Raw genomic sequence first — 8,219 nt, forward strand, 5'->3', positions numbered from 1 at the left:
ATTCCATGCTGACGGAAGACGGCAAGCACCTGTACGTGAGCTACGACGAGTACCACAGCCTGATCGAGAAGCTGGCCATCAAGGTGCACCAGTCGGGCTGGGAGTTCGACACCATCCTGTGCCTGGCGCGCGGCGGCCTGCGGCCCGGCGACATCCTCAGCCGCATCTTCGACAAGCCGCTGGCCATCATGTCCACCAGCTCCTACCGCGCCGATGGCGGCACGGTGCAGGGCCACTTGGACATCGCCCGCTTCATCACCACGCCCAGGGGCGAGATCGCCGGCCGCGTGCTGCTGGTGGACGACCTGGCCGATTCCGGCCATACCCTCTCGGCGGTGATGCAGAACCTGAAGGAGAGCTACCGGCCGATCACCGAGCTGCGCAGCGCCGTCATCTGGACCAAGGGCGTGTCCATCTTCACGCCGGACTACTCGGTTGAGTTCCTCCCGACCAACCCGTGGATCCACCAGCCCTTCGAAGGCTACGACAGCATGGGGCCGGCCAAGCTGATCGAGAAGTGGAAGATTTGAGATCACCCCCAGGCTACGCGCTGCGCGTCTTCGCCTTCTCCCTGTGAGGGGGCACATCCTGCGGCCCGGCGAGCCGCTTCCGCGGATGTCTGCGCATGGGTTGCCGCTGCGCAGCATGCTGAATGCCATGCGCTGCGGGTGCGATCGATCACTGAAAAGCGGAAAGGGCCTGGAGCGCGCAAGCTCCAGGCCCTTTCTTGCATTGCGACATCTCAGGGGCGCCGGATGATCGCTTCCTCGATCTTGTTGGCGAGCTGGGATACGGCCAGCGCCGCGGGCGAGCCCGGCAGGCTGCTCAGCAGCAACTGGCGGCGCATGACGGCGTCGCGCACTGCGGGGTCGCCCGGGATATCGCCCAGATGCGACAGCCGGACCGGGCGGCCGAGTTCGGGGACCACAAAGCGGTCCAGCACCTGCTGCAACTGGCCAGTGATGGCGCGGCCGTCGCCGGCGCGCACCGTCTGGTTGATGATCATGCGTATCTGCTGGCGCTTCTGCTGCGTGGCCAGCACCTTGATGGCGGCATAGGCGTCGGTCAGCGAGGTGGGCTCGGGCGTGGCCACCAGCAGCACCTCGGAGGCGAGAGAGACGGCAAACAGCACCACGTCGGAGATGCCGGCGCCGGTGTCGAGCAGCACCACGTCATAGCGCGGGATGATGCTCTGCAGCACCTGCAGGAACTCGGTGCGCACCTCGGGCGTTAGGCGCGAGTACTCCACCATGCCGGAGCCGGCCAGCAGCACGGAAAAGCCCCCTGGCGCGGTGATGATGGCGCTTTGGAGCGATGCCTTGCCGGTGAAGACATCGTGCAGCGTGGTCTTGGGGTGCAGGTTGAGCACCACGTCGAGATTGGCCAGGCCCAGGTCGGCGTCGAGCACCAGGACGCGGTGGCCGCGCCGGGCCAGCGCGGCCGCCAGGTTGGCCGACACGAAGGTTTTGCCCACACCGCCTTTGCCGCTGGTGACGGCCAGCACTTTCGCGGTTGGCGCACCGGGGCGGGCAGGTGAGGGGATCGGCACGTCGCTCATGTGTCCTTTGCTTTCAAATGGCGCTGCCGTTGGAATTGGAAAGCGGCTCCTGGGGTGCGGCCGGCGCCAACGCCTGCGCCGGAATGTCGGCACCTCCAAGACCGAACAGAAAACTCTTCTCTTCTGCGCTGACCGTGCTGTTGGGCGGCTCCTCCAGGCAGACGCGGTTGCGCCCCTGGGCCTTGGCGCGATAAAGCTGATGGTCGGCGCGGTCGATCCAGAGCAGGGCGGTGGAACGGATCCACGGCTGGGCAAAAGCGCCGCCGATGCTGACCGTCACGTTCAATTCGAGCGAGGGCGAAATGCGCAGGGGCGTAGCTTCGAGGTCGGCACGGATGCGCTCGGCCACCATCCGCCCGAATGCTGCCTGGCAGCCCGGCAACACCACGGCGAATTCCTCGCCTCCATAGCGCGCGAGCATGTCCATCGGCCGTATGCAGGACGACAGCAGCCGAGCCACGGCCTGCAGTACCTGGTCTCCGGCCTGATGGCCGTAGGTATCGTTCACGACCTTGAAATGATCGATGTCGAGCATCAGCAGCAGTGCGAATTCTCCGCTGCGGGCAACGCGGTCGATCTCGCGCTCGAGCATCGCCTGGAACTGGCGGCGGTTGGACAAACCCGTCAAGGGGTCTCGCAGCGACAGCTCGCACAGGCCGTCGATGACGCCCTGCAGGTAGCCGCAGGGAGACTCCAGGGCCGGCGCTGTCGGTGGCTCGGTCTGTTCGAGCAGCGCACGTGCCGCGTCCAGGCGCAGATCGCGAAGATCGACGAGGAGGGGGGCTTCCGAAAGCGGCACGTTGTGGGGGGAAAAGTTGCCGGAGTTTAACAGTAGCTACTTATTGCAATGCCAGCCATGACCTGGTCCGAGGCGCCTATGCCACGGCAGTGGGCGTGGGGCTGGCGCGGCCGCCCGACATTGCCTGCAGGGCTTCAGCGTCCGTGCGGTGGATGCGCAGCAGCGGCCCTTCGGTGAGGGCGCCGGCGCGTCGCAGCGCCTGGTCCACCGGCAGCTTGAGCCCGCTCAGGTGCAGCGCGATGCCGCGCGCATGCAGCAGGCGCAGCACCTGGCCGAAGACCTCCACGCCGGTGACGTCGATCCGGTTGATCGGATGGGCGAAGATGCAGACTCGCCGCACTTCCGGGTGCAGCGCCAGGTGGTCGCTCAGCGCGCGCTCGAAGGTGCTGGCCGAGGCGAAGTCCAGCGCCGCATCCATGCGCAGGGCATACAGGTCCGCGGCGATCGGCGGGAGCTGCCAGAGGTGCCGATCGCGCAGGCTGCCATCCGGATGCAGGCCGACCTCGATGATGCGCGGGTGCAGCCGCTGGTAGAGGAAATGGCTCAGGCTGGTCAGCAGGCCGGCCAGCACGCCCCAGTAGATGCGCGGTGCCGTGGCCAGGGTCAGCACGAAGGTCAGGATCCCGATCACGGTTTCGGTGCGGGAGATGCGCCACAGGCCGAGCAGCTGCGCCGGCCGGATCAGGTTGAGCACCGCCGTGATGACCACCGCGGCCAGCACCGGCTGCGGCACCGGCTGGAGCGCCGGCGCCACCCAGAGCAGCGCGATCAGCACCAGCAGCACCGCGAAGATCGTGGCCCAGCCGGTTCGCGCGCCGGCATAGAGGTTGACGGCCGAGCGCGAGAAGGAGGCGCTGGTCGGGAATGCTCCGCTCAGGCCGGATGCGATCTTGGCCAGGCCCTGGCCGATCAGGTCCTGGTTCTCGTCCCAGCGGGTGCCCGAGCGCTGGTGGTCCACCCGCGCGCTGGAGGCGGTCTCCAGAAAGCTCATCAGCGTGATGACCAGGGCCGGCATCACGAGCGCGCCGAGCAGGTCGGAGCCGATAGGCCCGGGCAGGCTCAGCCCCGGCAGCCCCGCCGGCAGGTGCCCGATCACCGCGCCTCCGCGCGCCTCGTAGCCCGTGACGATGCTCAGCACACCGCCCGCGCCCACCACGAGGATGGCCGCCGGCAGACGCGCGGCCCAGCGCTTGCAGGCCAGCAAGGCCAGGATGGCGCCTACGCCATAGGCCAGGGCCTCGCCCCGCACCTGCGGCGCGCGTATCCAGTCGCCGAAGCTGCCGTGCGCTCCCACCAGGGCCGGCAACTGCGAGCTGAGGATGAGCCAGGCCGCGGCCTGGGTGAAGCCATTCATGACCGGCGAACTCACCAGGTTCAGCAGCCAGCCGAAGCGTCCCAGGCCCAGCAGCACCTGCAGCCCTCCGGCCAGCAGCGACAGCCAGACCGCCAGGTGCACCCATTGCGCGCTGCCCGGCGCCGCCAGGCCGGTCAGCGAAGCGCCGATCAGCAGGCTGGTCAGTGCCGTCGGCCCCACGCCCAGGCGCAGGGAGGAGCTGAAGAGCACCGCCACCAGGGCCGGCAGCAGCGAGGCATAGATGCCGGTGACCAGGGGCATGCCCGCGACGGCGGCGTAGGCCACGCCCTGGGGGATCAGCATCAGCCCCACGGTCAACCCGGCCCACAGTTCGCCGGCCAGCAGCGCCGGAGTGGGGCGGGGCCATTGCAGGAAGGGCAGCAGGCGGGTCAGGCGCGCGGGAAACGTCAAGGTCGTAGGGACGAGGCCAGGGTCGTGGGCTGCGACGCTACCACACTACAGAGGGGATGAGGGACGGCACGCTCGGGCCCGCCGCTTCTTGTCCTACAGCAGGTTCAGCGGCGTCCCACCCGGTCGCCGCACGCCACTGCCTAGAGTGCCTTTCAGGCGGCCATGCGGACCGCCGCTCACCATCCACAGGTACTGAAAGGACTCTCCATGAACAAGCATCAGGTCGAAGGTCGGGTTGAACAGGTCAAGGGCAAGATCAAGGAAGTGGCCGGCAAGGTCGTCGGCAACGAGCGTCTGGAAGGGGAAGGCCTGGCGGACCAGGCCGAAGGCAAGGTACGCGCCAGCTATGGCGACACCAAGGAAGCCGTGAAAGACGGCATCAAACGCTCCGCCGACAAGCTCTGAGATGAGCATTTGCCGCCAGGGCGCGTCGGCGCCCAAGCCGTCCGATCCGAGCGAATCGGTGCCGCACAAGGCGCCTTCCCGGGAGCCCCCGATCCCGGTGAAGGAGCCCGTGCAGCCCGATCGGCGGCAGGCGGTTCCTCGCTCTTTCGGGGTTTTCCGGAAACTTCCGGCATTGGCTGCGGTGTTTCTTGGCGCAGGTCTGTTGCTCGCCGGGTGCAATCGCGCCGACGACAACCGCACGGTCGGCCAGCAGGTCGATGCCGCCATCGACAAGACCCAGCAGGCCGCAGCAGGAGTCAAGGAGCAGGCTGCTGCCGCGGTGTCTTCCGCCAGCGACAGGGTTCAGCAGCAGATGCCGGCGATCCGCGCCGACGCCGAACAGGCCGGCACGGCCATGAAGGCTGCGGCGGACGACGCGGCGATCACGGTGCAGGTATCGGCGGAACTGGCCAAGGATGCGGACCTGAGCATCCTCAAGATCGGCGTCGATACGCAGAACGGCCAGGTCACGCTCACCGGCCCGGCGCCGTCGCAGGCGGCCAAGGACCACGCCGCCGAGATCGCCAAGTCCGTCAGCGGGGTGCAGAGCGTGCGCAACCAGCTCATCGTGAAAGCGGGGTAAGGCTCGGGCGGCTACCATGCGCCGATGACCGACATCTCCACCGGCCTGATCCACCATCCGTACCTGCCCCCGCAGGGCTTCGAGGCGCCGCAGCCGGCGGTGCACAAGGCCTCCACCGTCTTCTTCCCCAACGTGGCCGCGCTGCACTCGCGCGACTGGAAGCACAAGACCGGCTACACCTACGGCCTGCACGGCACGCCGACCACCTTCCTGCTCGAGGAACGCCTGGCGACCCTCGAAGGCGGCCGCCACTGCCTGCTGGTGCCCAGTGGCCTGGCGGCGATCGCCACGGTCTCGCTCTCGCTGCTCAAGAGCGGCGACGAGGTGCTGCTGCCCGACAACGCCTACGGGCCCAACAAGGCGCTGGTGCAAGGCGAACTGCGCGCATATGGCATCAGCCACCGGCTCTACGACGCCATGGACACGGCCGACCTGGCCGCCAAGCTCTCCGATCGCACGGCCCTGGTGTGGCTGGAGGCGCCCGGTTCGGTGACCATGGAGTTCCCGGACCTGCCCGCGCTGGTGCGCCTGTGCCGTGCGCGCGGCGTGCGCTGCGCGCTGGACAACACCTGGGGCGCGGGACTGGCGTTCAACCCTTTCGAGCTGGACGCAGACGGCCTCGCGGTGGATGTATCGGTCCATGCGCTCACCAAGTACCCGAGCGGCGGCGGCGACGTGCTGATGGGAAGCATCGTCAGCCGCGACCCGGCCCTGCACATGCGGCTGAACATGACCCATATGCGCCTGGGCCTGGGCGTGGGCGCCAATGACGCCGAGGCGCTGCTGCGCTCGCTGCCCAGCCTGCCGCTGCGCTATGCGGCGCACGATGCGGCGGCGCGCGGTCTGGCGCGCTGGTTGGCGGGGCGCGACGAAATCGCCGGAGTCCTGCACCCGGCACTGCCCGGCGCGCCCGGCCACGCGCACTGGAAGGCCCTGTGCGGCACGCGCGACCGGGCCGCCGGCCTGTTCTCCGTGGTGTTCGACGCGCGCCATACCCGCGAGCGGGTCCATGCCTTCTGCGACGCCCTGCGGCTGTTTCGCATCGGCTACTCCTGGGGCGGCCCGATCAGCCTGGTGGTGCCCTACGACATTGGCGAGATGCGCGATCCGGCAGTCACCCGCTGGCCGCACGCGGGGATGCTGGTGCGGTTCTCCATCGGGCTGGAGGCGGCGCAAGACCTGCGCGTTGACCTGGAGCAGGCACTGGCTACACTCGCCCTCGCGGTGTGAGACCGGCGGGCCGCCTTTCCCCGCGGGCCAGCCGCCCGCGCTTTTCGCATACATTGAGTGCACCGCAGCTCGCTGCACAGAAACGGAAGACCGAGTGGCTACACCGAATTACGGATACGAAAAGCGCCAGAAGGAATTGGCCAAGAAGCGCAAGAAGGAAGACAAGCTCAAGGCCAAGGCCGAGCGCAAATCCGGCACCGGCCACGACGCCGACGCGCAGCAGGCCGATCCTTCGGATGCCGGCGCGCCCCAGGACGGGGCACCCAAGCAGGACTAGCCCAGCAGCTTGCGCAGTTCCGGCCAGACGTTGTCCAGCATGATCGGATGCGCCGCGGCCAGCGGATGGATGCGGTCCGGCTGGAACATGGCCGTGGCCTCGGGCCCGTCGGCCACGCCTTTGAGAAAGAACGGCACCAGCGCGCTCCGGGTGTCTTTCGCGACCTGCTCGAACATTCCGGAGAACCGGCGCGCGTAGTCGCCGCCGTAGTTGGGCGGCACCTGGATGCCGACCAGCAGCACCTTGGCGCCGGCGGCCTGCGCCGATTTCGCCATCTGCGCCAGGTTGTCCTGTGTGCTCTGCAGCGGCAGGCCGCGCAGCGCGTCGTTGCCGCCGAGTTCGATCACCACCACATCGGGGCGGTGCTGCTTCAGCAGCGCGGGCAGGCGAGAGCGGCCGCCCGAGGTGGTGTCGCCGCTGATGCTGGCATTGACCACCCGCGCCGCCACGTTATGCGCCGTGATCCGCTGCTGCAGCAGCGCCACCCACCCGGTGCCGCGCGCCAGCCCGTATTCGGCGCTGAGCGAGTCGCCCAGCACCAGCACCGTCTTCGGCGCGGCGGCCCGGGCCGGGCCGCCAAGCCCCGCCAGCGGGGCGGTGAGTGCAAACAGGCTAAAGTCGCGACGATCCACCACACAAGGCCTTTCCATGTCGGATTCGAATGCCGGGAGTCCGGCGATCATCGCGGTCGAACACGTCTACAAATCCGTCAGCGATTCGACCGGAACGCTCGACATTCTGCGGGATATCGATTTCCGCCTGCAGGCCAGGGAAACCGCCGCCATCGTCGGCGCCTCGGGCTCGGGCAAGAGCACGCTGCTGTCCATCATCGCCGGGCTCGACACGCCCACGCGCGGCACGGTGCGCCTGAACGGCCAGGACCTGTTCGCCCTGGACGAAGACGCCCGCGCCGCGCTGCGCGCGCAGCAGGTCGGTTTCGTGTTCCAGAGCTTCCAGTTGATGGCCAACCTCAGCGCGCTGGAGAACGTGATGCTGCCGCTGGAACTGGCCGGCCGCCGAGACGCGCGCCAGGCGGCCAGCGCGATGCTGGGCCGCGTCGGCCTGGGCCAGCGCCTGGGCCACTACCCCAAGGTGCTCTCGGGCGGCGAGCAGCAGCGCGTGGCGCTGGCGCGCGCCTTCGTCGTCGAGCCGCTGGTGCTGCTGGCCGACGAGCCCACCGGCAGCCTGGACTTCGCCACCGGCGAGACGGTGATGGAGCTGATGTTCGAGCTCAACCGCGAGCGCGGCACGACGCTGGTGCTGGTCACGCACGACCGTGCCATTGCCGGGCGCTGCGAGCACTGCATCACCATCGAGGCCGGGCAGGTGGCCTTGGCCTGAATTCTTGAGAGAAAAGTGCCTGTAGCCCATTTATTGTCTGGGCAGGGCAATCGCATCTAAATCCAAGCGAAACTAAAGCGCTGAAACAACCCTCCTAGGGAAGCTCTGCGCAATGCGCTTTGAGATGTGCTGAGGCGGCCTGATAGAGCCAATTTGCAAACAAGTCCAGCCGTGCCGCGGTCTTTGGGCCCTTGCGGGCCTGTTTTTCGGCCATCAGGCCGT

10 protein-coding genes are annotated in these 8,219 nt (G+C 68.3%); 6 read left to right on the forward strand and 4 right to left on the reverse strand.

From position 1 onward, the window contains the following. The first annotated feature begins 5 nt into the window (after positions 1 to 5). Complete coding sequence (locus tag JHD63_RS03960; protein WP_198969370.1) at positions 6 to 530, forward strand: phosphoribosyltransferase; 525 nt, start codon at positions 6 to 8, stop codon at positions 528 to 530. Positions 531 to 742: 212 nt separating this feature from the next. Here JHD63_RS03960 and JHD63_RS03965 read toward each other — a convergent pair whose 3' ends face one another. The 3 genes from JHD63_RS03965 to JHD63_RS03975 all read right to left on the reverse strand — a co-directional run bounded on the left by JHD63_RS03965 (position 743) and on the right by JHD63_RS03975 (position 4,122). Further along, the gene (locus tag JHD63_RS03965; RefSeq protein ID WP_198969373.1) at positions 743 to 1,558 is read right to left on the reverse strand and encodes a MinD/ParA family protein; all 816 of its coding nucleotides are present in this window, start codon (positions 1,556 to 1,558) and stop codon (positions 743 to 745) included. A 13-nt stretch (positions 1,559 to 1,571) separates the two neighbouring features. Continuing rightward, the gene (locus JHD63_RS03970; protein ID WP_198969375.1) at positions 1,572 to 2,357 is read right to left on the reverse strand and encodes a GGDEF domain-containing protein; all 786 of its coding nucleotides are present in this window, start codon (positions 2,355 to 2,357) and stop codon (positions 1,572 to 1,574) included. Between the two features lie 76 nt (positions 2,358 to 2,433). After that, positions 2,434 to 4,122, reverse strand: a complete 1,689-nt coding sequence (locus tag JHD63_RS03975; protein WP_198969377.1) for a SulP family inorganic anion transporter — start codon at positions 4,120 to 4,122, stop codon at positions 2,434 to 2,436. A 207-nt stretch (positions 4,123 to 4,329) separates the two neighbouring features. On the opposite strand from JHD63_RS03975, the gene JHD63_RS03980 reads away from it, so the two are divergent. The 4 genes from JHD63_RS03980 (at position 4,330) to JHD63_RS03995 (ending at position 6,656) form a co-directional block, all read left to right on the forward strand. Further along, positions 4,330 to 4,527: a CsbD family protein gene (locus tag JHD63_RS03980; RefSeq protein WP_198969378.1), complete on the forward strand. Its 198-nt coding sequence runs from the start codon at positions 4,330 to 4,332 to the stop codon at positions 4,525 to 4,527. Position 4,528: 1 nt separating this feature from the next. Further along, on the forward strand, positions 4,529 to 5,149 hold the full coding sequence (locus JHD63_RS03985; protein WP_198969380.1) for a BON domain-containing protein: 621 nt from the start codon (positions 4,529 to 4,531) through the stop codon (positions 5,147 to 5,149). 24 nt (positions 5,150 to 5,173) lie between these two features. Continuing rightward, the gene (locus tag JHD63_RS03990; protein WP_198969381.1) at positions 5,174 to 6,379 is read left to right on the forward strand and encodes a PLP-dependent transferase; all 1,206 of its coding nucleotides are present in this window, start codon (positions 5,174 to 5,176) and stop codon (positions 6,377 to 6,379) included. Positions 6,380 to 6,473: 94 nt separating this feature from the next. Beyond that, entirely contained in the window at positions 6,474 to 6,656 is a 183-nt protein-coding gene (locus JHD63_RS03995) for a hypothetical protein (protein ID WP_198969383.1), read from the forward strand. Here the strand turns inward: JHD63_RS03995 and JHD63_RS04000 are convergent. Then, on the reverse strand, positions 6,653 to 7,306 hold the full coding sequence (locus tag JHD63_RS04000; protein WP_198969385.1) for an arylesterase: 654 nt from the start codon (positions 7,304 to 7,306) through the stop codon (positions 6,653 to 6,655). The genes JHD63_RS03995 and JHD63_RS04000 overlap by 4 nt on opposite strands. Here JHD63_RS04000 and JHD63_RS04005 point away from each other — a divergent pair. After that, positions 7,305 to 7,997 (forward strand): ABC transporter ATP-binding protein, encoded by a 693-nt coding sequence (locus JHD63_RS04005; protein ID WP_198969387.1) that lies wholly within the window; start codon positions 7,305 to 7,307, stop codon positions 7,995 to 7,997. The genes JHD63_RS04000 and JHD63_RS04005 overlap by 2 nt on opposite strands. The last annotated feature ends 222 nt before the right edge of the window (positions 7,998 to 8,219 follow it).

It is taken from the genome of Xylophilus sp. ASV27 (assembly GCF_016428875.1).
Lineage (GTDB): Bacteria > Pseudomonadota > Gammaproteobacteria > Burkholderiales > Burkholderiaceae_C > Xylophilus.

Bases quoted from the DNA above. Each gene is read 5' to 3' on its own strand.
- JHD63_RS03960 (WP_198969370.1), top strand. From the start codon at position 6: ATGCTGACGGAAGACGGCAAGCACCTGTACGTGAGCTACGACGAGTAC.
- JHD63_RS03965 (WP_198969373.1), bottom strand. From the start codon at position 1,558: ATGAGCGACGTGCCGATCCCCTCACCTGCCCGCCCCGGTGCGCCAACC.
- JHD63_RS03980 (WP_198969378.1), top strand. From the start codon at position 4,330: ATGAACAAGCATCAGGTCGAAGGTCGGGTTGAACAGGTCAAGGGCAAG.
- JHD63_RS03985 (WP_198969380.1), top strand. From the start codon at position 4,529: ATGAGCATTTGCCGCCAGGGCGCGTCGGCGCCCAAGCCGTCCGATCCG.
- JHD63_RS03990 (WP_198969381.1), top strand. From the start codon at position 5,174: ATGACCGACATCTCCACCGGCCTGATCCACCATCCGTACCTGCCCCCG.
- JHD63_RS04005 (WP_198969387.1), top strand. From the start codon at position 7,305: ATGTCGGATTCGAATGCCGGGAGTCCGGCGATCATCGCGGTCGAACAC.
- JHD63_RS04000 (WP_198969385.1), bottom strand. From the start codon at position 7,306: ATGGAAAGGCCTTGTGTGGTGGATCGTCGCGACTTTAGCCTGTTTGCA.